The sequence below is a fragment of the Streptomyces sp. NPDC055239 genome (assembly GCF_053606205.1).
Genome location: NZ_JBSGRD010000011.1, coordinates 144,973 through 166,491, shown reverse-complemented (window position 1 = coordinate 166,491; position 21,519 = coordinate 144,973). Strand labels below are relative to the sequence as shown.

The window sequence follows — 21,519 nt, the reverse complement described above, 5'->3', positions numbered from 1 at the left end:
ATGGGTGCGAAGTGTCTTGATGGGCGAGCAGGCCTGCTCGGCGGGCTCAGGCGGAGAAGCGGGCGCCGTCGAAGTTGGCCGCGCCCATGTTCTGGTGGGCGTTGTCGGACTGCTCCTGGTCACCGGAGCCGAACGCGGTGTCCATGCCGGCCTGGCCGCCCAGGATCGAGGACAGCGCCCCGTTCAGATCCGAAGTGATCTCGTCCGCGCGCAACTTGAACGAGTCGAAGGTCGCCTTGCCCGCACCGTTGAACTTGCCCTCCAGCGGCTCGGCCGCCTGGACAAGGAGGTTGATCAGCGTCCCGAGATCGTCGCTGGACCCCACGGTGTTCTTCCCCAGCACCGCGAGAGTCGTGTCTCCCATGTCGAACTTCATGAGTCCACCCCCGTAAGTCGCCAACTATGGTGTGCGCCGCCCTTCGTCCGTCGGTCACAGCAGCAGCACACATCACTCACGCCCCGTAGCCTATCGAACATCCTCTCCCATCGCGCGTTGCAGACGCACCGTCGATTGGGCTGAAGTGGCGTGATCTGTCGCGTGGCGTCAGCAGCGGCGTCCTGGCGCAATTAGCCCAACTCCGTACTCACCAGCAGCGTGTCAGTTCGGCCGCACGAGGATCGGGTCGCGTCGGCAGGTGCCTAGGGGAGTCACGTGGCCGGGACCTTGCGTTGAGGGCCGAGCGCAACGAGGCCTGAGGGGAGGCGCAACCGGCGGCCGGAGCAGTCAGGAGCGCTGCTTGGGAATCAGGCCTGGTCGCCTGGTCGTCGACTCAAGGTGTTCTCGAGCCCCACCGTGGATGGCCGAAGACCGGCCAGTTCGAGTCGTTCGTTGGCTCGTTGACCGGCGGATGCTGCCGCAGCGACGGACCGGGGAGGCTCTGCTGTGGAGGGCAGCGTCGCTGCCGTCGGTGCAGCGGGGGCGCTCGTAAGTGCAGGCGGTTGCTGGACGAAAGAGCTTCGCCAGGACCGACTACCGCTACCTGCTCCAGGCAGCCCGTTACCAGCTCGGCGGCCCGATCGTGCTCATCTGGGACAACCTGAACGTCCATCTGGATACCCGGACGGGCGCCTGGATTGCCAAGCGGGACTGGCTGACCGTCTACCAACTGCTCTCCTAAGCCCTGGATCTCAACCCAATCGAGGAGTTCTGGGCCCTACTGCGGCGCGGCTGGCTCAGCAACGTGGCCTTCACCAGCCCCGACCACCTCCTGCCAGATCGTCAAACGTGCCCTTCGTGCGATCCAGTACCGCCGCGACCTCATCGACAGATGCCTCGCCGGCACCGGCCTCTCCCTCACCTCGACGACTTCACGAGTTCAGGCTCAGTAGACGTCGGCGAAGGCCGCTTGTCCGTATCGCATTGCATGGGATACGGGGAGATCTGGACCGATCGGAGGGCTGCCGCTGCCGCGTAGATACTCTCGTTTCCACCGAACTCGATTATGGGCGGGTCCAGATCAGGCACAATGTGGGTGCTCGGAACGCTAGTGGCGGTCTCCCTACAACCCGCCGCCCTGAGGGGCTTGAGTCGAGGGAGACCCAGGAAAATGGAACCGATTACGCTTCTGCTGATCGCGGTGATCTTTTTGATCGTTCGCGAAAGGTCGTAGCTCGGTAAGAGTGTGACGAGCACGCCGAGGGCCCCGCTGGGGCCCTCGGTCGTTCTACGCCCCGTTGCGCTCGGTCAGGCAGGTATACGAAACCTCGTTGTCCCAGCCCGAGGCTTCCGCGAACGTCAGCATCGCAGCCCGGGCAGGCGGAGCGCAGTCTGGCACATCCGTCATGAACGGCCTCGATTCTCCGGTGGGATCGAATGGCAGAAAGTCTGTGCACTGGTAGTCCGTGACCCCCTTAAGACGACGTCTCGATTGGTGGTGTCCGTAGGGTTCTCCTATGGAGAGTGGGCTTGAGACCGCGTGCCGGATCTGTGGACTGGATGTCGGCGAGGCGCGCTTCGACGATCACGGCTTGGCTCTGTTCGTCATCTGCGAGTGCTGTGGCACTGAATCAGGCGTCGGAGACGACACCGTGGCTCAAGCTCGCCACCTTCGTGACCGTTGGCTCGATGCTGGATCCGTGTGGTTCGAGCCCAAGGCCCGACCAGCAGATCGGGAACTGCGGCAGCAGTTGTCCAACATTCCGCCGAGCTGGCGCTGACCTTGATGGGCTGTCAGGTTGCCGGTGGCATGCGGCGATAGCAGATGAGTAACGCGGCGAGCCCGGCGAAGGCGAGGAAGTGCTCGGCCTTGCGCTCGTAACGGCGGTGCAGGCGGCGGCATCCGTTCAGCCAGGACATCGTGCGCTCGACCACCCAACGGTGTCGGCCAAGCCGGTCGGAGGCTTGGATCCCGCGGCGTGCAATGCGTGGCACGATCTGTCGGCGCCGCAGCCAGCGGCGAAGGCGCTCGAAGTCGTAGCCCTTGTCCGCGTGAAGCTTGGTCGGTCGACGACGCCTGGGGTCATACCGAGAGCGGATCGGTGGGATGCCACGCATCAGTGGTATGAGGGCCTGACTGTCGTGCAAGTTGGCGCCGGAGATGCCGATGGAGAGCGGCAGTCCGTGGCGGTCACAGATGACATGGATCTTTGACCCGAGCTTGCCGCGATCGGTCGGATTCGGTCCGGTCAAAGGCCCCCTTCGACCGCCCGGATACTGACCGAGTCGATCGCGCACCGCGACCAGTCCAGCTCTCCGTTCATACCAAGCTGGTCCAGCACTACCCGGTGGAGCTTCGCCCAGACCCGGGCCTTGGACCAGTACGTGAAGCGTCGGTGCACGGTCTGCCAGGAGGCGTCGAAGACTGGCGGCAACTGCCGCCAGGTGCAGCCCGAGGTCGCTACGAAGACGATCGCGGCCAGCACGGCGCGGTCATCACACCTCTGCCGACCTCCACCCTGCGCACGCACCGGAGGTTCCGGTGCGACATCCTGGAAGATCTCCCACAGCCTGTCCGGCACCAGTCGCTCAACTATCCCCATGCCTGGATAACAAGCCACCGCCAATCAAGACATCGTCTCAGCTTGTTCTTTATCTACGGGGTGGTTGTGGTGCCGAGCAATGACGCCGGTCTGGTGTCTGGTGGTCCCGCGGACGACGATGCATGCCATGACGATTGACGGCTCGTGGTTGCGGATCGAGAACTGGTTATGTGAGTACGCGTCGTCGGCGTACGCCTCATTGCCTCCTGCCACGGGCTCTGATGCGGTACGCGCGGCAGAACGCCAGTGCGGGCTCGCGTTTCCTGACGACCTGGTGGCGTCCCTGCGCCGCCATGACGGTTCGGGGGAGTGTCTGCTGCCCGGCAACTACCGCCTCTCCGGAGCAGCCCAGATCGCGAAAGACTACGTGTGGTGGATCGGGTCACAGCAGCGGGACGTTCCCGATGAACTGCGTTATTGGCGTTCGTCCTGGTTGCCTCTGGCCGTAGATGGCGCCGGGGGTTCCCTCTTCGTCGAGATGGCACCGGGTGACCGGCACGGTCGCATCGGTGCGCATGCCCACAGTGACGGTGGACGGTTCGACGACTTGCCCCAGTACACCTCGTTGCAAGCCCTGCTCAGCTGGGCCGCGCAGGCCCTGTCCGACGGCTATGCCACGGATGTCCTGGACTACGTGCTCACCACGGACGAACAGGGGCTTCCGTACTGGGAGGACGCGGACGCAGAACAGGACGGCGTGCCAGCGGTCTGGGACATGGCAGCCCTGGAGAACCGCTACGGAGGGCTCTGAGCTTGTTCTCTATCTACGGGTGCGGGCCGGTACCGAGAGGCCGGTCGATATTGGGTTGCTGGGCAGTCCGGCGATCGGGAGACTCCCGCTCATGCCTACGACCGCACGTGATCTGACGCTGGAGCACTTTCGATGGGTCGGCGGGCACGCCGATGTGTGGGCGATCTTCCGGGACGCCAAGGCGCTGCCCGCAGTGGTCGCAGGTCTGGTGGAACCGTTCCGGGACGAGGGGGTCACCGCAGTCTGCGGGATCGAGTCGCGGGGATTCCTCTTGGGAGGTGCCGCAGCGGTCGAGCTCGGCGTCGGATTCGTTCCTGTTCGGAAGGGTGAAGGCCTCTTCCCGGGCGACAAAATGGTGCGCCAGTCGGCTCCCGATTACCGGCGTATTCGCCACACGCTGCGGCTCCAGCGGTCCGCGCTGGGGCCGGCGGACCGGGTTCTCTTGGTCGATGACTGGATCGAGACCGGAAACCAGGCTGCGGCAGTCAGGAGCATGGCCGAGGAATGCGGGGCCACCTGGTTGGGGTGCAGCGTCATCGTTGATCAGCTCGCCACGTTGCCAAAGAACGCACTCGGCACCGTTCGGGGGCTGCTGGATGCGCGGGAACTCCCGCCGTCCGAGATCTGAGTTCAGTGTCGCACTTCGAACAAGTCCGAACTTGAGGAAGGCTTGCGCAGTTCAGCGGTGATGGGGGCAGGCTCCGTCTGATCCTGTGCTCCTACCAGGATGCATGTGACTGCGACGAAGACCGTGATGGTTCGAGTGCTGGCTGATGCTGTTCGGGTGGAGGCATTCGCGAACGCCTCCCGTTTCCGCAGCGAGTTCTACGCGTGTCTGACCGCCCGTCGGGACGAACTGTTCGAACTGGCTGACGCGGTGCTGTGCCTCGACGGGCCGGTGGTCTCGCCGGTGGATCTGGCGCTGGTGCCCGAACATCGGCGTGGGCATGGAGCGTTGTACGGAGCCTGTGGGTGCCCGAAACTCGGCCGCCCTATGCGACCTGCGTGTATTCGTGGATCACGCCACCGAGTAGATCTCGACGGATGACCTTGCCGTCCGGGTTGACCGGGGCGGGGAGTGGTCGCAGGGGTGCTGTTTGGTGGAGGGCGCGGTGTGGGCGGTGGGTGTTGAAGTGCGTTTCGTACGCGGCCAGTACGTTACGCAGGTGGCGTTCGTTGGTGATCAGTGTGCGGTCGAGGAGTTCTCGGCGGCATCCGCCGATCCAGCGCTCGATGTACGCGTTTGCCCGGGGGCCCGGACTGGTGTGAGCAGGACCTGGATGGTCTCGGATGCGAAGACTGCGTCGAAGGCTTCGGTGAACTTGGCATCTCTGTCTCGGACCAGGAACCTGACTCGGTCAACGCGGTCGTCCAGTGCCGTGAGGAGCTCACGGGCCTGCTGGACTGCGCAGCTACCGGTCGGATGGGCGGTGACGCCTAGGAGGTGTATCTGACGGGTGGAGATCTCCATGGCCACCATGCAGTACAGACGCCGCAGCAAAACGGTGTCGACGTGGAAGAAGTCCACCGCGAGGAACCCGGAAGCCTGGCTGCGGAGGAACTCTGCCCAGGTCGGGCCTGATCGTCGTGGTGCCGGGTCGATCCCGGCTCTCTTCAGGATCGCCCATACCGTCGAGGCGCCAACCGGGCAGCCCAGCCCGGCCAGCTCACCCGCGATCCTGCGGTATCCCCAGAGCGGGTTCTCCGCTGCCATCCTCAGCACCAGCTCCCGAACGGTCCGTCGGGTCGGCGGTCGGCCTGGTCCTCGGCGTTGGTAGGTCCAGCGGCGCTTGACCAGGTCGGAGTGCCAGCGCAGCAGCGTGCCCGGGGTAACGAACAGATGCCCTCGCAGGCCCTTGGGTAGCAACCGGGCCAGCGCCGCGATCACTGCCCGGTCCGCCCATGAGGGTTGTGGGCGGAGGACATGTCGGCGGAGCACGGCGAGCTGGTGCCGCAGTACGAGTATCTCTGTGTTCTTGGAAGTCTCCGATCGGGCAAGCAACGCAAGCCAGCCCAAGATTTTCAGGAAGGCTAGGTACAGCAGTCGCAGAGCCATGTCTCAGGATCTCGCCATGCCCGGCTTCGACCGCAAGGCCAGGTCAGTAGGGATAGTGAATTTCGGGCACCCACAGGCTGGTTCGGTGCTGTCCGGGGGCAGTTGCTGCCGGGACTGGTGGGGGCGGTGTCCGTTGTAGTGCCTGATGTATTCGACCAGGACTGCGCGAGCGTGGGCCTCGTTGTAGATCAGCATGCGGTCGAGGAGCTCGCGGCGGAGGGTGCCCACGACTCTCTCGCGGATCGCGTTCACTTTGGGCGCCTGTGGCGGGCTGAGCAGGATCTCCACGTTGTCGGCCTCGAAGACGGCGTCAAAGGAACGGGTGTACTTGCTGTCCCGGTTCCGGAGGAGGAAGCGCAGCGACTCCAACCGGTGCCCCTGCGCCATGGCAAGGTTCCTGGCCTGCTGAACGGTCCACGCGGCGGTGGGGTGGGCGGTGATGCCGGCGAGGTGGACGCGGCGGGTGCCATGTTCGATGAAGATCAGGGCGTACAGGCGCTCGAGCGAGATGGCGTCCAGGTGCAGGAAGTCGGCGGCAATGATGCCGTGGGCCTGGGCGGTCAGGAACTGCCGCCAGGTGGGGCCGGAGCGCTGCGGCGCGGGGTCGATGCCGGCTGTGTGGAGGATCTCCCAGACTGTGGACGGGGCGATCGGGTAGCCGAGGCGGGCGAGTTCGCCCTGTATCCGGCGGTGGCCCCAGCTGCTGTTCTCCTGGGCCATGCGCAGGATGAGCTGTTTAACGGCGGGCGCGGTGGAGGGTCTGCCGGGGCGGCGGTGCCGCGTGAACGTCCATTTCCTGGCTATGAGTTGGCGGTGCCAGGCCAGCAGTGTGGTGGGGGTGACGCGAAGGCCTGGCGCCAGCGCTCGCGCGGGACGAACCGCGAGAGCGCGGCAAGCCAGATTCGGTCTGCGGGCTCGTAGCGGACGCGGGCGATCTGACGGCGCAGCACCGCGTTCTCATGCCGTAACGCGAGGACCTCTGCGTCCTTGGCCACGCGGCTGCGGAGCACGGCAGACGGCAGCTTGATCAGATTCCGGACCAGGGTGGTGACGATCGACAGCGACAGCGAAGGAGCATCCCAGGCGCCATTGAGACTGTTGCCCCGCGTGGAGAAGCTGCAGGCCAGAACCGGAATCCTATTTCCGAGCGGGACAGGTGACGAACAGGTGCTTTCGCAAGTCCTTGGGTAGCAGCCGGGCCAGTCCCTCGATCGCTGCCCGGTCCGCCCATGTATCGCGGTCGCTCATCGGCAGCATCCGCAGTGCGGTGAACGTGTTGGTGACGGTCAGGTAGGCGAGACGAAGCAGCACGAGCGCTCATCCTGCCGCACCACCGACCAGGCTTCTGAGCTGTGTGGACGACATTTTCGGCAGGCACAGTGTGGCTGGCCAACCTGACGGCGGAGCACAGCAAGCTGGTGCCGCGGGACGAGTATCTCCGTATTCTTGGAAGCCCCCGATCGCGCCAGTAATGCAATCCACCCCAGGACCTTCAGGAAGGCCAGATACAGAGTCGCAGACCCATGCCTCAGCATCTCGTCCTGCCTGACCTTGACCGCAAGGCCAGGTCGGCAGCGATAACCGAGTTTCGGGCACCCACACGGTCAGATAGGCGAGACGAAGCACTACGAGTGCCCATTATGCCGCGCCATCGAAGACGATCCTGATCTGGATGGACGACATTACCGGCAGCCGCACTGTTCACCGATCGATAACAGGGCGGTCTGGCAGCGAGGAATCTGCAGTGCGGAAATGAAGATGAGTGGCGGTTGGGTCTCCTGGGGGAAGCAGGGCGAAGGTGAGGGAGATCCGGGACGGGTCGATGGCCCCGTTCGGGAGGAACGCTACGTCGTCGGCCTCCTGCCCATCAAGGACCGGGTAGAGCAGGGCGATGCCCCTGCGGTCTGCCGTGCCCCCCAGCTCCGCACGTAGCGCCTGGGCCGTGTCGCGATGGCCTGGATCGCTGATCCTGCCGAAGTAGGGCCCCCTGCGCCGGTTGCGGACGAAGAGGGAGAGCTCCGGGGAGCCAAGTACGGATCCGTTTCTGCGGCGTGGTGAGGTGAGCTGGGGAGCGAGCACCAGCCAGTCCTTGATGGATGTCTCGACGCCGGCCGCCTGGAGATACGTGAGGTGCGGCATGAAGTGGTCGGAGGGTGACCACTCCAGTCCGGCGAGCACCCCCAGAAGCTGCGCGTGTCCGACGACGGTGGTGTGGGCGAGGAAGGCGCCGGTCCCGCGGCTGGCGGCGTCGGCGGGCGGCGTGATGGTGCTCAGGGGGCTCTGGAAGGCGTCGAGAACGGGCTGCCATTGCTCCGTGTTCCTGCGCTTTGCGGTGCCCGACGAGGGGTAGGCCGACGGTTCGATCCAGCGTCCCGGCGACCTGACCTCCACGAGCTCCGCGTTGTACATCTTGCTTGGGCTGGTCGGCCTGAGCCAGGGCAGGTGCTGGGCCACTAGCGGTGGGAGCTGTGCCGGGGTGACCATCGGTTTGCCGTCCACGAGGTATGCGTAGTCGGCGAGTTGGGACCGAAAGTCCTCCTCGGCACGGCACATCGCTCCGAACGCCTCATAGAGGTCGACGCCAATATGGCCTGCCGCCTCTCCCCGGCTGATGTAGAGACGGACCAGGTCGGCGTACCCGCGGCGGAAGCCGAACCAGCGGCCCATCTGCATCAGTGTGTCGGCCTGGGTGGCGGCGCGGCGGTAGTAGCTGACCGTGAGCCCCTCGACGGTGAAGCCCCGGGCGAGTTTGGCTCCACCGACGAGAATCTTCCATACGGGGCGCCGGTCGAAGTCCACGGTGGCCCGCTCGATGTCCTTGTCGCTGTTGACGACGACCACGGGCTTCTCCGCGCCCTTGGTGATGCGGGCGCGGGCGGCTTCGACGTACGGAATCAGCTCGTCGAACGACGCGGGGAGCACGAGGCCACCGGCTCGATGGGCGGAGACGGGTGCGAAGTCCCGGTCGTGCAGCTGCCGCAGCCGGTCGAGGCCCGTGCCGGTCGACGGATCGGGCTCGTACCAGAGTCGGAGCAGGCGGTGGGTGAGTTCGCGATGGTCGGCGATGCGCACGGACTCATGGACCAGCATGGTGTGATGGCGGTAGGTGACACCGCTCGGGTCGTGGGCCTCGCGGTACATCTTGACCGCGCCGGAGAGGACAAAGGAGTCCAAGGCCTCCTGTAGGGAGGAGTCGTCACCCGGGGCGTCGTCGAGGATGGGGCGGACGTGTGCCTTCTCCTTGGAGTTGGCGACCGTCCGCTCTTCGGGTGGGATGGCGGAGTCGATGTCGTGGAAGTCGCGTGCGCCCATGTATCCCGCCGGGCGGGGCAGTGAGAGGACGAAGTCCTTCGGGAAGATGTCCTCGGAGTCGTGCGGGTCGATGAGGACGTTGGCGAACGGCGTGGCCGTGTACGCGACGTACTGGGCCCGGGGGAGCATCCCCAGCAACCGCGAGATGAGTGCGTTGATGGAGCTCCGCTCCGCGCCTTCACCCTGCTTGCCGGGGTGCACCGTGTTGACCGAACCGTGATCGGATTCGTCGTCTACGATCAGCGCAGGAATCTCCTGCAGCTGGGCGCCGAGCCTGCGCAGATCCCTGACGAGGGTGTCGAGCACGGTCTTGTTCTTCTTGACCACCATGAGCCGGGCGGCCGTGCGGTGCAGGTTGGCCGGGTGGTGGAGCGGCAGCGTGGGGTCGGCCTTCTCGAACTCGAGCGCGGCGATCCCTTGACGCAGAGACTGGTAGTCGCTGTTTAGGGTCGTGAGCCGGAGCACGTCGAACGCCCCTAGGCGGGACGGGAGTCCACCGTGCGTCAGGAACTCTCCCGCCTGCCACGCCGGGTCCGTGGCGTACTCGCAGTCCTCTTCGGGGGCATTGCGCAGGATGTTCTCGCATCCCACCATTTCCTGGTCGATGCGCCGCTGTGTCTGGGCACGAAGGATGTTGAGCGAGCCGCTGAGGATGATGACCAACCGATAGCCGACGTCGACGGCCTTGGCGACCACCCCGGTGATGTTGGCAGTCTTTCCGGACTGGACGTATCCGACTACCAGACCCTTGGCCTGGTAGGCGGTGGCATCGGTGGGGTCGGCGAGGCGCGCGACCACCTGGTCGGCACTCGCACCCACGCGGGCCGCCACGTCCGGGTCCCATCCCTTGATCTGCGTCAAGTGGCGCTCGTACGCGGGCCAGTACCAGGGCGCACCGGGCTGGTGCGTGGGCGAGTACCACGGGGTGAACGCGCTGCTGATGACGATTGGGCCGTCGGTGAAGGAGACCGGGGCGAGCTCTGTGAGTAGTCTGCGGGTCTCCGTCTCCAGGGCGAGGAGGCCGTACACCGCGGTGCGGCGTTCGTGGGTACGGGGAGCGGTATCCGTCCAACCGGGCTGCTCGGCATGGTCCCAGGCAGCGAGGGCCTGCTGCCACATGCCGCGGAGAGGGCCCGTGCCGCTGCTCGACACCAGGTGGCTGCGGAAGGTGAACTCGCTTGGGTCGAACGCGTCGAACGTGTGGGGCTCCGGCGCGGACGATCGATCCTCGGACCAGTACGAGAGGGCACGGGTGAGTGGCCGGGGGCCGTTGGCACGCAAGCCGTCCAGCGTCAGAGAATGTACCTCGATCACGTCTTCGTCAGGAGGCGCCTCGCTGACGCCCGGTAACGGCACGAGCTCGTCAAGGGCGTCGCGATGCAGCTGGCCGAGCTCCAGGCGCCGGTAGCCGGCGAGCCGGCGTTCCTGGGTGCGCGGCCCAGTGTCAGTCCAGGGCAAGACCGGGGCACGGTCGTGTTGGCGCAGGACGGTGCACCAGCGGCGATGGGTGTCGGGCGACACGCAGGTCACGGCGTCGCGGGCACCGGCGGCGCGCAGCTTAGCGTACCGCTCCAGCTCGGCAAGACCGGCATCCGCCGGCTCAGTCAACAGACCACTGGACAGCTGGATGTGGGTTCGCAGGCCACGGTTCGCCGACTCGGCCCGCTGTAGGGCGGCCACGGTCTCCCGGTGCCTGCGGGAGGCTCTCTCAGCCTCGTCAGTCTGCTGACGGATGCGTGCCATCAGCGTTCTGACTCGGCTCTCCGGACGGTTCGCGATCTGATTGGCCTTGCAGTCGTGGAGCCGCCGCAAGGTTGCGGCCGCCTGGGGGCTGAGTCGGCTCCCGGCCAACTCAATGACCTTGTCGACAAAATCTTCGGGCGGGGTTCGCCGCCCGCTCAGAAATCGGCTGACCGCCCCCACGTTCACGTGCAGTTCGTCGGCGTAGTTCCTGAGGGAGATGCCCATGACCTTGAACGCGACGCGCAGTGCCTCGGCTAGAGCTCGGTCGAGTTTGGGGAGGTCCTCTCTCAGCTCTTGCAGAGTCCCTGCTGACCACTGTTCTGACGGCACCAGACAGTCCTACCGCGTAGCGAGTCGGTCCGTGTCTGTTGCCGGGCTATTGGCAACAGGCCCAGTCTGTTGCGCCGGGTGTTGGCAACGCGTTGCCCCGGGCGCAACAGCAGCCGGTCACGGAACGGTCGGGGTGCGGCCATGACGGTGGCCGCACCCCGAGGTGCGCGGAGCGCACGTGAGGAAGGCAAGCGATGAGTAAGCGCGCAAGGAAATCGATGGGCAGGCGCGTCCGGAGGCCGGTGACGACTGCCCGTCGGCCCGCCTGCCGGTTGCGTCGGCTGGTCCGTGGGGCTTGGCAGGCCTTCGGGCGGTTCGTACTGCGGGGCTTGGCCACCGCGTTGGGCAGTGCGCTGGCGGCATGGCTGATCTGGTGGGTGCAGGGCCTCTAAGTCCGTAGTCGCATTCCAGCCGACCATGTCCCACGCTGAGCCACAGATCCAGCATGCCCGGAACAACAGGCCCGCCCAGTGCGGGCCTTCGCTGCCTCACACCTCCTGCCGTGCTGACAGGTCTTGCTCTAGCCTCTCCAGCCTTCGCCACTCACGCGCTCGCTGGTCTAGGGGCTCGATCGGAGCTCGCAGTAGACGGAACATTGCCGGGGTTGCCACCCAAAACATGCCGATGATGAGAGTCGTCAGGCAGTACACGGCCTGACCTGTTTCGGGTTTGCCTTCAGGTTTCGCGAGCCACCCCAGGGCCACAGCCTCAACTGAAACAAGTGCGAATACGACCACAAGCCAGGCGATCCCCAAGAAGTAGGTACGCACCAACCTCTTGGTACGCCGTCGTGCCTCGGGTAGCAGGGCCTCGAACCGAGCACGCACCGCCTCCACTTGCTCTCTCGTCGGCTCAGGGGGAAGAGGCTCAAGGACAGCGCGAAGTTCCTCGGAATTCGCGGTGAGCGATTCCTTGAGGATCTTGCGGTGTTGGTCCACCTCCACCACGCCCACGAGCACAATCACGGGCGCGACTGCGGCAACCGTCGCAGCGAAGGACTCTGTCATCTGCATGACGTGAGGCTTCCCCCGCTGGACGGCGACGCACGCCAACAGAGGGGGTGGACATGCCCAACTAGTACAGCAACCCGGTCACCAAAGAGGACCGCGATGCAGTCCGCCGCGTCCACGCGCAAGGTCATGGCCGCCACGAGATCGCCCGCCACATAGGCCGCTCACAGCGCGTCATCCGCCTTACGAGCAGCTCTGGCAGCCCGCCACGATCTACAGCTTCGGCGGCGCCTACGCCCCTTTGAGGTCGGCTGGGGGGCCTTACGGTGGGCATGGCGGACTTGTCGGTTCAGCCTGGTTCACGGGTACGGATCCCTTCCAGGAACTAATCACGCATCCTCCTGCCCCCTGTGACTGCAGGGGGCCGCATATGCGGCAGCGCTCCTCGACGGCCTCGCCTCACTGATTGCGGAAGTGGGCTCGGCCTCCACAAGCCCGACGGCGTCTACACCGCGGCCGAGTAGGGGTCCAGTGGCGCTGTACTTCCACGTATGGCGTCGTACAGCCGTCAACGGCGCTTCAGAACTCCGAACTGGAATCGTGCACTTCTGGGGGTCAAGGGGTCGCAGGTTCAAATCCTGTCGTCCTGACGGAAACGTCGCAGGTAGGGGCCATCTTCGGGTGGCCCCTACTTCGTGTTTGGGAGCAATTTTGGGAGCGGGGAGCGGCTCCCTTCGCTCCCAGGGAGCGTGAGTCTGGGAGCGACGTCAACCGGGGGTCGACGTCTGGTCACCCGATCCGGTCGCTCCCACGGAGAATCTCCGCTGCCCGGTCCGGTGTACGGGGCAAGGGGTCGCACTGTTCGCCCCCTTGTCCGAATACTCGTCATGGGGCCGTGCTCCCACTCGACCCCTTGACGGGTTTCACCGACCCCATGCCTGCGAGGGCTCCCTGTCTCGGTGCACACGTCATCCAGAGGTTGAACGCAGTGGCGGGATGCGGTGCAGTTCGGAAGGGGTGTCGGCTGGGGGTGAGTGCTCCGGTGGGTCCCCTTGTCGCGGCGCAAGTGGCCGTTGGCGTCTGTAGGGCGCGGTATGGAGACTGGCTGTGGTGTCTTGCCGGGCGTAGCTGGGGGTAGTGCGTCGGCGAGGTTGGTGTCTGACTTGACACGCCGCGGGGTTCACCAAGCCGACACAGGCGGCCTGTGTAGCGTCACGACAGCCGCCTAATCTGAGCGCGCCGCAGAACAACAGGCTCCTGTTCGCGGTTCATCTCGTGCCTGTTGCGTGAGTTCTTTTCCGCGTGATCATGGAGTAAGCCATGGGTCCTAAACCGGTGTCGATGCTGGCACCGGAACGGCCCGCGGATATCAAGCCGCGGCGTGCTGGCTGCATCCGACCGCGCCGGATCTGCCGGAAGGTTGGGCTGTTTACGCAGGTGACCGTCGCGCTGCAGACGTTCGGGGACAACGTGAAGGGGCTTCGTTAGCATAGTCTGCCGAACTAGGCAAACGTGCAGGTTAGTTGGGGTCGTGTCCTTCGGGGCGCGGCCCCGAATCTATGCCCGTGCTGGATTGGTGCTGGATTTTCAGACCTGTCGTCACCTGCCGTCATCCCTGTTTATCCGTACCGTGCTGGATTGGGGCTGGAAAGGGAGTGGGGAGCTGCCCACCGATCAGCCCGGTTGGGGCGGTGTCAGCGGGACCGCCGCAGGGTGGGCTACGGGGTTGACGGGGCGGGCCGCGTCCCTGCGCTGAATTCGAGGAATGCGGGCCCGCCGACACCGTGCCGCCTCGCACAAACGGGGGGGGGCAGCGTGTTCTTCGTCTGCTGGTGGTACACGATCTCAACCTCGTCTGACCTGCGGAAACGATGGAAATTTGTCTGTGGGTAATGAAGTTGGTCCGCTCCTGGTCCGGATCTTGCTGGGCGGGAGCAGGGCGTCGGACATCAATGGGGGAGTGCCCCGCAGCGTCACACTGAGCCTCAGGGGCCAAGGGCGGGACATGGAAGCGCAGTTCAGTCGTTGTCTGTCGTCCGAACGGTCATTGCGCCGTCGTCCAGTGTTGCGCCGCGCCTCCGTTGCAGTCGAAGATCTGGAGTCAGGGCTAATCCGCCTGGAGGACTACTTCGTGCTTGTCCCGGCGTTGTTCCCTCCAGAGCCATATCTGGAGGTGCTTCGGCATCTGGTAAAGGGCCTGTATAGGGCCGAGATGTAGGGCAACTGGCGCTTGCCGGCGACGTCCTCGCTGTTCAGGGCCCTGGAGCGGCTGGGATCCGAGCCCCTGCCGGCCACGCGGAAGTCCCTGACGGTGATCCTGCGGAGCCCATGCGAAACAGCGGGTCGAGGACGAGGTCTTCTCCAATCGCCCAAGGGTGATCCCATGTCAGACACACGCGCCCGAGAAGCCTGCTGAATGTGCGCGGCGATCACCGGTGGTCCTCACGTCTGCTTGCGCAGGAACCACTCGGGTGGCCTCGGTGGATAAGGGATTTCACCAGGGATTTGGAGCTCTGCTCGGATTGACTTCTCGAAAGCAAAAAGACACTCCGAGAACGTTGCATACCGCCGGCGCCAGAGCTGTTCATCCCATGGCACCTCGCCTCGGGCAAAATCCTGGAGCTGCCACACCGAGCGATTCAACAGATAGGCGGCCTCGACTATCGCAGGCGGAGCGAGCAGTCGAACGTACTCCACGCTTATCGTGCGTTCCACGTGTGCGGCTTCAAGCTCGGCGCGAAGTCGGTCTCCTTCCTCACCTGTCGGCGGCGCTATGACCATCGTCCTGTCGATCGAGACCACTCGCTGGGCGTTTACCAGATGGCTGGAATAGGCCTGCAGTTGTAACTCGCTCCACCGCTTGGACTTGTCTCCTCGGCGGCGGCGTTCCTCAATGGTGAAAGTCCCGAGAAACGACATCAACGCTCCGACAGCGACGGCAAGTATGGTCACGAACTGCTGCCCGATCATGTAGCGCCTCCAGACGTGGCGTGCTCGTCTCCCGACACGGTCCTCTGAAACCATCGAACCTCGACCGAACCCCGATGGAGCCTCGACCGAAGCAGGGAACGGTTCGACCGCACCGGACAGTGCCGCTCACGTCGACCGCAGATCGGCGGTCGGCTCATCGGCGCTGAGCAGGTCCTGATCGTAGAGGTCGTAGTACCTCAAAATGGATCGACACCTTCTGACCTGGCGCGTTGTGAGTGATCAACTGGCGCGATGGTACTCGTTGATGCGGTCGGCGACGGCTTGTCGGCGTTCGATTCGTGCCGTCGGCAGGTGGATGACCTTGGGGTCGTCGTGCGGTGCGAGTTGGTTGAGGCCTTGGCTGGGTCGGTGAGTGTTGAAGTGGCTCGCGTAGTCGCGGGGGATCTTCTCGGCGTGGCCGCGGTCGAATAGCAGGATGCGGTTGGTGCACTCCTCACGCGCTGAGCGGACGAAGCGTTCCGCATGTGGATTGCAATTTGGGCTGCGAGACGGAATTTTGACGACGGCGATGTACTCGCTGGCGAAAGCGGCGGTGAACTTCGCGTCGTGGTCGCGAACCAGGTGGGTGAAGTCGGCTGTCCGATCGCCGAGGTGCCAGAGTGCTTGACGGGATTGCTGGGTGGCCTAGTACTCCAGCCGTAGATCGCTAGTGCGCCGTCTGACCGACCGCGCCTAGGGGTGCGTGTCCGTGATCGCGATGACCTCGTCGAGGCTGTCCAGGGCGGCCTGCAAGTCGTCGACCTTGGCCTGGATGCGCTCGCGCTCGGTGCGCAGCATGGCTCGTTGCTCGGCGTCGGTGTGCCCGGAGTCCCAGCACGGAAGGAGTTCCGCGATCCTTCGGCTGGTCAGGCCAGCGGCGAACATCTGCTGGAAGAAGCGGACCAGGGGGACGGCATCCTGCCGGTAGAGGCGCTGGCCGGATGGGCTGCGCTCCGCGATGAGCAGCCCCTGCTGCTCGTAGTAGCGCACGGCGCGTACCGAGACGCCGGCACCCCGCGCCACCTCGCCGATGCGGATCAACCGCTCGGCCACGGTCTCCGTGACGGTCATGGTGATGCCTCTCACTCCGGTCCTGACGACCAGCACTTGCCTCTGACGTTAGCGTCAGGTTTTAGCGTACCGGGCATGGACATCAACAACTCAGTTGCCCTTGTCACCGGAGCCAACCGCGGCCTGGGCCGCGCCTTCACCCAGCGCCTGCTCGAACGGGGCGCCCGCAAGGTCTACGCGACGGCCCGCCAGCCCGAGACCGTGGACCTGCCCGGGGTCGAGGTGCTGCCCCTCGACATCGCCGACCCCGCATCCGTGAGGGCCGCCGCCGAGGCCGCCCCGGACGTCACGCTGCTCATCAACAACGCGGGGATCCAGACGGGGACCGACCTCGTGACCGGTTCACTGGACGCGGTACGGCACGAGTTGGAGACCAACATGTTCGGCCACCTGGGAATGATCCGGGAGTTCGCGCCGGCGCTCGCCAGGAACGGCGGGGGCGCGATCGTCAACGTCCTCTCCGCCATGTCGTGGTTCGGGCTCAACGGCGGCAATGCCTACCACCTGACCAAGGCCGCCGCCTGGGCCATGACCAACGGCGTCCGCCTGGAACTCGCCGAGCAGGGCACGCTCGTGACGGCAGTGCACCTCGGCCTGGCCGACACCGACATGGCCGCGGGCTGGCCCGTGGACAAGATCGCTCCGTCGGACCTGGCCGACGCGGCGCTCGACGGTGTCGAGGCGGGCTCCGCCGAGGTCCTCGCCGACCAATGGAGTCGGGACGTCAAGTCCCGACTGCCGCTGACGCCGGAAGAGTTCAACGCCGCGATGGACCGCGCCCTGGCGGCGCTAACGGCGGCCTGAGGGCCCTCGGGGGGCGCTGACTTCGGTCGGATGCTCCCTACGGTCGGTCAATTAATACTCCGTCCGCAGTTGTGAATCTTCACGTTGTGGCCTCGCGTCGGCGGTAGTGGCAGTCGTGGGCGCGGGCCTTGCGCCTGCCGAAAACTCCATCCATGCGGTTCAGGCGGCATGTTGGTATTCGTGGAGGATTCCGCCGAGGCGGTCTCTTCGGCGTACGTCGAGGTAGGTGATCTGTGTGGGGGTGAGCGGTTCGGGGGTGGCGCGCAGGGGTGCTGCCTGGTCTGTCGCTTGGTGGGGCCGGTGGGTGTTGTAGTGCAGTTCGAACTGGCGGAGCGCGTGGCGCAGATGGCGTTCGTTCCAGACGAGGGTGCGGTCCAGCAGTTCGGGGCGGCAGGTCTGGACCAAACGCTCCGTGATGGCGTTCACGCGCGGGATTCGTATGCCGGTGCGCACGACCTGGATGCCGACCTCGCTCAGGATGTCATCGAAGAGAGCGGGGTACCTCGCGTCCCGGTCCCGGACCAGGTACGCGAGGGTGGCGTTGGCCTCCGTCAGTTCCATGGCTAGATTTCGGGCAGCTTGGCTGACCCAGGCTGCGGTGGGGTGTGCGGTGGTGCTGAGGATGCGGATGCGGCGGGTGGCGTGTTCGATGACGGTGAGAATGTACTGACGCTGCCCGGTCAGGGTGACGGTCTCAATGAAGTCGCAGGCCATGAGGGCATCGGCCTGGGAGCGCAGGGAGTCGGCCCAGGTGGTGGCGGCTCGGTCGGGCGCGGGGTCGACGCCCTCGGAGGTGAGGATCTCCCAGACGGTGGAGGCGGCGACCTGGATGCCGAGGGTGGCGAGTTCGCCGTGCACCCGGCGGTAGCCCCAGGACGGGTTCTCCCGGACTAGGCGCAGGATCAGCACGCGGATCGAGCGCACTGTGGGCGGTCGGCCCGGCCTCTTGGGTCGGCACGTGTGGGCGTGGCGTCGTTTGATCAGGTCGCGGTGCCGGCGCAGCACGCTGTCGGGCCGGATCAGTAAGCGGAGTCGGCGCAGGGTGTGGCGGGGGAGTGGTGCCAGCAGGGTGGCGAGCAACGCCCGGTCCTTCGGAGCGAACTTGATCCGGTCCGCGTCCTTGTCGCGGTCGCTCATCGTCAGCAACCGCAGAGTGGCGAACAGGTTGGTGACGGTCAGGCAGGCGAGACGAAGCAGCACGAGTGCTCATCCTGCCGCACCGTTTAACAAGGCTCTGAGCTGCGTGGACGACTTTTTCGGCAGGCGCAGAGTCCACCTCGCCGGGGTCACTGCCCACCTCACCGGTCAGTGGACTGCCCAGCAGGCCGGGAACCTGGCCATGGCACTGGACCGCCGCATGGACTCGCTGTGTTTCCTCCTGCGAGACCGGGGCAGCAAATACACCGTCCCTTTCGACGTAGTCTTCGAGGCCGTCGGCGTTGAGATCCTGCTCAGTCCGCCCCGGGCGGCGAAGGCGAACGCGATCTGCGAGAGAGTCGTGGTCACCCTGCGCCGTGAGCTTCTCGATCGGATCCTGATCTACAACGAAGCCCATGCTGTGAAGGTACTGACCGAATACCTTCAGCACTACAACGGGCACCGGCCTCAACGGTCGCGGTGGCAACTACCCGCAAACAAAACTGAATAGCCCTTCCCGGCCACTGTCCACGACCTGGAGACCGACCGGATCCGGCGACATCCCGTGGTTGGCGGCCTGATCAACGAGTACCACCGCGCTGTATGACTGAACGGCATCGCCGCAGCTCACGGCACCGAACTGTAAATTTCGAGCAGGGCAGCACCCTCAAGTAGCCCCAGGGTGAGGCCTCCTGGGTCAGGAGGAGAATCAGCGCGTGAATCGAGCGGACCGTCGAGTGCAGTGCAGAACGGCTGGGGTACACCCCCCCGATGCAGCGCGCCGAGGGCCGGAGAAGACTGCGACGTCCCCTCGTCGGCGTTCCAAACACCACATCCTCACAGCGCGGTGGCGTGGCTCACCAACGACCCCACACGGCTGGCTGCCGTCTCGGTGTCCTGGATCTGCTTGCGCAGGGCGTCCATGTCGGCGGTGACCTTCGCTGAGGCCTCCCCGAACTCGTCTGGCCAGATCGCCCACTGCGCCCTTCGGCATACTCGGTCGTACTCCACATCGATGTCCGGTGAGGCCGCTACCCGGTCCTTGTAGAGGTCGACCGCGGCCGCCAGCACCCGTAGCGTGTGCTGTGCCTCGGTGTGGAAGGCGTCCTCGAGTTCGCGCGTGACGTCTTCGATGGTCGCGGTCAGCCGGTCGTACCAAGATGCCGCTTCGGGGTAGTCCTGGTCCTTTGGGTCAGGTCGTGGGGGCGAAGAAACAGGCGGACGAGGAGGCTGAGTCAGCGCGGGCGGTTCCTCGGTCTGGCGCGTCCCCGCTTCCGACATGTGGTCGATCAGCCAGTTGCCCTTGTCCTCGTTCGGCTTGTCGCTGTCTCGGGCCAGGGCCGAGTACGCCGCTTCGCCGGCGGCCTCCCCCGCGATCCCGACTATGGGCCCGCCGACGGCCGTGCCAACCGTCTGCCCCACTCCTCCCGCCACGCGCTGGCCCAGGGGTGTCTGCCGCTGGTCCGTGGACCACTCGATCTTGCGGACGATGGGCCGGCCGACCCTCAGGAAGATGCTCCCGTAGTCCACTCGCAGCGCGAGCAGCCGTTCGGTCGCAGTGGCCAGTGTCCTGGCGTCGTCTCCGAGCAGAGTCACGAACTCGCGGAGCACCGCGCCGTTGTCCGGCCCGTCGGGCAGCAGCTTGTCCGTCAGCTTGCTCCTTAGGGCCGACGCCACATTCCCGTGCAACCGCTCGATGGCGAGTTCCAGGGAGGCGTCGATCTTGTCGAACACCCCCACCACCCTCTCCCGGGCGCCGTTGTACTGCCGGTCGAGCTCATCGCCCTTGCCCATGCCCGCCATCGCGTCCTGGAACGCCTCGATCCAGTTGTCCCTGGAGCCCTTGCCGAGTCCGTCCGCGATCCACTGCCTGATCTCCCGACCCGCCCTCTCGATCTGTTCTTTCAGCTCGGCGATCGGTTCCCCGGTCTGGTGGAGCCGGTCGTATTCGTCACGCACACGGCCGAGTTGCCGGCCTACCTGGTTCTTCAGCTCCCTGATGCGGCCGCGGCGCCGCTTCTCCTCATCGGGCAGCGCGCCCAGCCACCCGTCGAACCGGCCGTTCAGGTCACGGCAGAGCGTGAGTATCTCTCCGGCGGGCCCCGACAGGCCGGTGAGTACGAAGGCGACTGCGTCGCGATCCATGTGCGCGAGTCGCTTGGCCAAGAGGTCCAGGGTCGGCGCCAGGATGGCCTCTGTCACCTGGGGCGGTGCAGATTGCCGGATGTCGCACACGCGGATGTCGATGCCCAATTTGCCGCTCTCGACCCGCGCAGCCGCCAATTTCTGCTCGAAGTACTCCTGCGCCAGATCCGTGTCCCGGTTGATGACCAGATGGGCGAAGTCCTCCCGGCGGACGCCCGCCAGGGCGTCGTCCGCGAGCTGCGCCGCGTCCCAGTCCTGGTCGGTGGACGGCGACTTGACCGGCCTCCGCACGATGAACAGCAGATCGGTGCTGTTGCGCAGCTGGGTGAGGAAGCGCTTGTGGACGTCCAGGCCCGCCTCGCCGGACCCCGGCAGGTCCACCAGGCCCAGGCGGACCGCGCCCACTTCCGGGAACTGGCAGAAGATGTCGATGGACCGCACCGCGTGGTACTCGCGCTGGAGTGAGCTCTCGTCTGCGGGATAGGCGACGAACGGCCGTAACCGGTCCAGGGTGATGCCCTCCGACACGCCACGCAGCAGCGGTTCGTAGCTGGCCAGCGACTCCTGCGCGTGCCGCAGCCTCATGACGTATCGCTCGGACCCGGCGCCACCCTCTGCGATCTCCTTTGGGTAGGGGAAACCGCGGAACGTGTCCAGGGTGCTTGGCGCGGGTTGCTTGAGTCCCGCCCTTTCGTGCAGCGGCTGAAGCACCTCGTCGCGGAACGTCTGCCAGGTGTGCAGGTGCAGCACCGCCCGGCCCTGACCTGCGCCCGACTCGTGGAAGATGCGGCTCGGCGTGGCTGTCGACGACGTGTATTCGTTGGACGGGATGTGTTCTTCCCCCAGGCCACTCAACTTGCGCAGCAGTGTGCTCTTTCCGGCTCCCGTCACACCGATGACGCCGATATTGACGGTCTCGCGGTGCACTCGCTCGGTGAGGACGCTGATGCGCTCGGCGTCTTCTGCGAGCCTTCCCGAGAGCTCCGCGGCTCGGTTGGGCCAGTCTCCGTCCGCTCCGAAGAAGCTCCTGACGCCGTTGAACACCGCCGCGTGCGCGTCGTCGGTAGCCGGGGCCGTTGCCGCCGCCCCGGTCAGCTCCGTGATCGACGAGATCAGGGCGTCGAAGGATGCGGTGAACTCACCCCACTGGCCCGCCAGTTCATCGACAAAGTCTCGTTGGGCCGCACGGCCGGCCAGGGCCTCGCTGATCTGCTGCTGAGTGTTCATGATGCCTCATTTCCTGCCTTTCGCGGTCTGCGGATACGGCCCGA

Annotated in this window: 16 protein-coding genes and 3 pseudogenes; 6 read left to right on the top strand and 13 right to left on the bottom strand. The window is 65.7% G+C overall.

Annotated elements, in window-relative coordinates; all coding sequences use genetic code 11:
• Positions 1-46: 46 nt before the first annotated feature.
• On the bottom strand, positions 47-376 hold the full coding sequence (locus tag ACWFRJ_RS30835; RefSeq protein WP_453526625.1) for a hypothetical protein: 330 nt from the start codon (positions 374-376) through the stop codon (positions 47-49).
• 568 nt (positions 377-944) lie between these two features.
• Between ACWFRJ_RS30835 and ACWFRJ_RS30830 the strand changes: the two are divergent.
• Positions 945-1,329: pseudogene (locus tag ACWFRJ_RS30830) on the top strand (transposase); the annotation flags it as partial.
• 841 nt (positions 1,330-2,170) lie between these two features.
• Here the strand turns inward: ACWFRJ_RS30830 and ACWFRJ_RS30825 are convergent.
• Positions 2,171-2,979 (bottom strand): IS5 family transposase gene (locus ACWFRJ_RS30825; RefSeq protein ID WP_453538091.1). Its coding sequence is split into 2 segments (ribosomal slippage): positions 2,171-2,638 and positions 2,641-2,979, totalling 807 coding nucleotides; the frame shifts between segments, so codons are not numbered across the junction.
• Positions 2,980-3,106: 127 nt separating this feature from the next.
• Between ACWFRJ_RS30825 and ACWFRJ_RS30820 the strand changes: the two genes are divergently transcribed.
• The 3 genes and pseudogenes from ACWFRJ_RS30820 to ACWFRJ_RS30810 all read left to right on the top strand — a co-directional run.
• Positions 3,107-3,730, top strand: coding sequence for an SMI1/KNR4 family protein (locus ACWFRJ_RS30820; RefSeq protein ID WP_453538088.1), 624 nt, complete (start codon positions 3,107-3,109; stop codon positions 3,728-3,730).
• Positions 3,731-3,821: 91 nt separating this feature from the next.
• A complete protein-coding gene (locus tag ACWFRJ_RS30815; protein ID WP_453538085.1) occupies positions 3,822-4,358 on the top strand; it encodes a phosphoribosyltransferase in 537 nt (178 codons plus the stop codon).
• Positions 4,359-4,484: 126 nt separating this feature from the next.
• Positions 4,485-4,697, top strand: a pseudogene (locus ACWFRJ_RS30810) (transposase); the annotation flags it as partial.
• 25 nt (positions 4,698-4,722) lie between these two features.
• On the opposite strand, the gene ACWFRJ_RS30805 reads toward ACWFRJ_RS30810, so the two are convergent.
• From ACWFRJ_RS30805 to ACWFRJ_RS30765, 9 genes and pseudogenes are all read right to left on the bottom strand, one after another.
• Complete coding sequence (locus tag ACWFRJ_RS30805; protein ID WP_453538590.1) at positions 4,723-4,953, bottom strand: integrase core domain-containing protein; 231 nt, start codon at positions 4,951-4,953, stop codon at positions 4,723-4,725.
• Positions 4,914-5,786, bottom strand: coding sequence for an integrase (locus ACWFRJ_RS30800; RefSeq protein ID WP_453538082.1), 873 nt, complete (start codon positions 5,784-5,786; stop codon positions 4,914-4,916). The genes ACWFRJ_RS30805 and ACWFRJ_RS30800 overlap by 40 nt, the downstream gene beginning before the upstream one ends.
• Before the next feature lie 3 nt (positions 5,787-5,789).
• A pseudogene (locus ACWFRJ_RS30795) lies at positions 5,790-6,853 on the bottom strand (integrase core domain-containing protein).
• A gap of 70 nt (positions 6,854-6,923) precedes the next feature.
• Entirely contained in the window at positions 6,924-7,097 is a 174-nt protein-coding gene (locus tag ACWFRJ_RS30790; RefSeq protein WP_453538079.1) for a hypothetical protein, read from the bottom strand.
• Positions 7,098-7,487: 390 nt separating this feature from the next.
• Positions 7,488-10,706, bottom strand: coding sequence for a Z1 domain-containing protein (locus tag ACWFRJ_RS30785; protein ID WP_453538077.1), 3,219 nt, complete (start codon positions 10,704-10,706; stop codon positions 7,488-7,490).
• Positions 10,707-11,659: 953 nt separating this feature from the next.
• Positions 11,660-12,184: a hypothetical protein gene (locus ACWFRJ_RS30780; protein WP_453538074.1), complete on the bottom strand. Its 525-nt coding sequence runs from the start codon at positions 12,182-12,184 to the stop codon at positions 11,660-11,662.
• A 2,379-nt stretch (positions 12,185-14,563) separates the two neighbouring features.
• Positions 14,564-15,091 carry a hypothetical protein gene (locus tag ACWFRJ_RS30775; RefSeq protein WP_453538071.1) on the bottom strand — a complete coding sequence of 176 codons (528 nt, stop codon included), beginning with the start codon at positions 15,089-15,091 and terminating at the stop codon, positions 14,564-14,566.
• A gap of 240 nt (positions 15,092-15,331) precedes the next feature.
• Complete coding sequence (locus ACWFRJ_RS30770) at positions 15,332-15,607, bottom strand: integrase core domain-containing protein (protein WP_453538587.1); 276 nt, start codon at positions 15,605-15,607, stop codon at positions 15,332-15,334.
• Between the two features lie 177 nt (positions 15,608-15,784).
• Positions 15,785-16,162, bottom strand: coding sequence for a MerR family DNA-binding transcriptional regulator (locus ACWFRJ_RS30765; RefSeq protein ID WP_453538068.1), 378 nt, complete (start codon positions 16,160-16,162; stop codon positions 15,785-15,787).
• Positions 16,163-16,237: 75 nt separating this feature from the next.
• Between ACWFRJ_RS30765 and ACWFRJ_RS30760 the strand changes: the two genes are divergently transcribed.
• Positions 16,238-16,966: an SDR family oxidoreductase gene (locus tag ACWFRJ_RS30760; RefSeq protein WP_453538065.1), complete on the top strand. Its 729-nt coding sequence runs from the start codon at positions 16,238-16,240 to the stop codon at positions 16,964-16,966.
• A 159-nt stretch (positions 16,967-17,125) separates the two neighbouring features.
• Here ACWFRJ_RS30760 and ACWFRJ_RS30755 read toward each other — a convergent pair whose 3' ends face one another.
• Positions 17,126-18,166: an integrase core domain-containing protein gene (locus ACWFRJ_RS30755; RefSeq protein ID WP_453538063.1), complete on the bottom strand. Its 1,041-nt coding sequence runs from the start codon at positions 18,164-18,166 to the stop codon at positions 17,126-17,128.
• Between the two features lie 43 nt (positions 18,167-18,209).
• Between ACWFRJ_RS30755 and ACWFRJ_RS30750 the strand changes: the two genes are divergently transcribed.
• Positions 18,210-18,614, top strand: a complete 405-nt coding sequence (locus tag ACWFRJ_RS30750; protein WP_453538060.1) for an integrase core domain-containing protein — start codon at positions 18,210-18,212, stop codon at positions 18,612-18,614.
• Between the two features lie 326 nt (positions 18,615-18,940).
• On the opposite strand, the gene ACWFRJ_RS30745 is transcribed toward ACWFRJ_RS30750, so the two are convergent.
• A complete protein-coding gene (locus ACWFRJ_RS30745; RefSeq protein WP_453538058.1) occupies positions 18,941-21,475 on the bottom strand; it encodes a hypothetical protein in 2,535 nt (844 codons plus the stop codon).
• Positions 21,476-21,519 lie beyond the last annotated feature (44 nt).